Source organism: Agrobacterium sp. 20P9.1.2 (assembly GCF_057799395.1).
Map to the genome: position 1 here is coordinate 1 of NZ_JBYOKI010000021.1, position 337 is coordinate 337.

Sequence of the window (337 nt, forward strand, 5' to 3'; positions counted from 1 at the left end):
TCTGAGCCTGAAGGCTGTTGTTGGCCTGACGAGCGAAGCGCTCAACGGACTCGACACGGCCACAATCCAGGCCTTCAGCTCGGCACAGGTGGCTTCGCTCGGTACTGACCAGATCAAGTCCATCAGCAAGGAACAGTTCGCACTGCTGGGAACCAACCAGATTGCTGCTCTCACCTCGAAACAGCTGCAAGCCGTTGCATCTGATACACTGACCGCGCTGACGACCGATCAGGTTCATGCCCTCAGCAACAAGCAGCTGGCAGGCCTGGACACCGATCAGTTGAATGCTTTCTCTGCAGACAGCATCAAGGCCCTCGACTCTGCGCAGATCAGCGCC

General features: G+C 57.9%; 1 protein-coding gene. It reads left to right on the forward strand.

What is annotated here, in order from left to right; genetic code table 11:
- Window positions 1–337, forward strand: a 337-nt coding sequence (locus tag AC27VJ_RS22600; RefSeq protein WP_488685912.1) for a hypothetical protein, incomplete at both ends; no start/stop codon positions are given.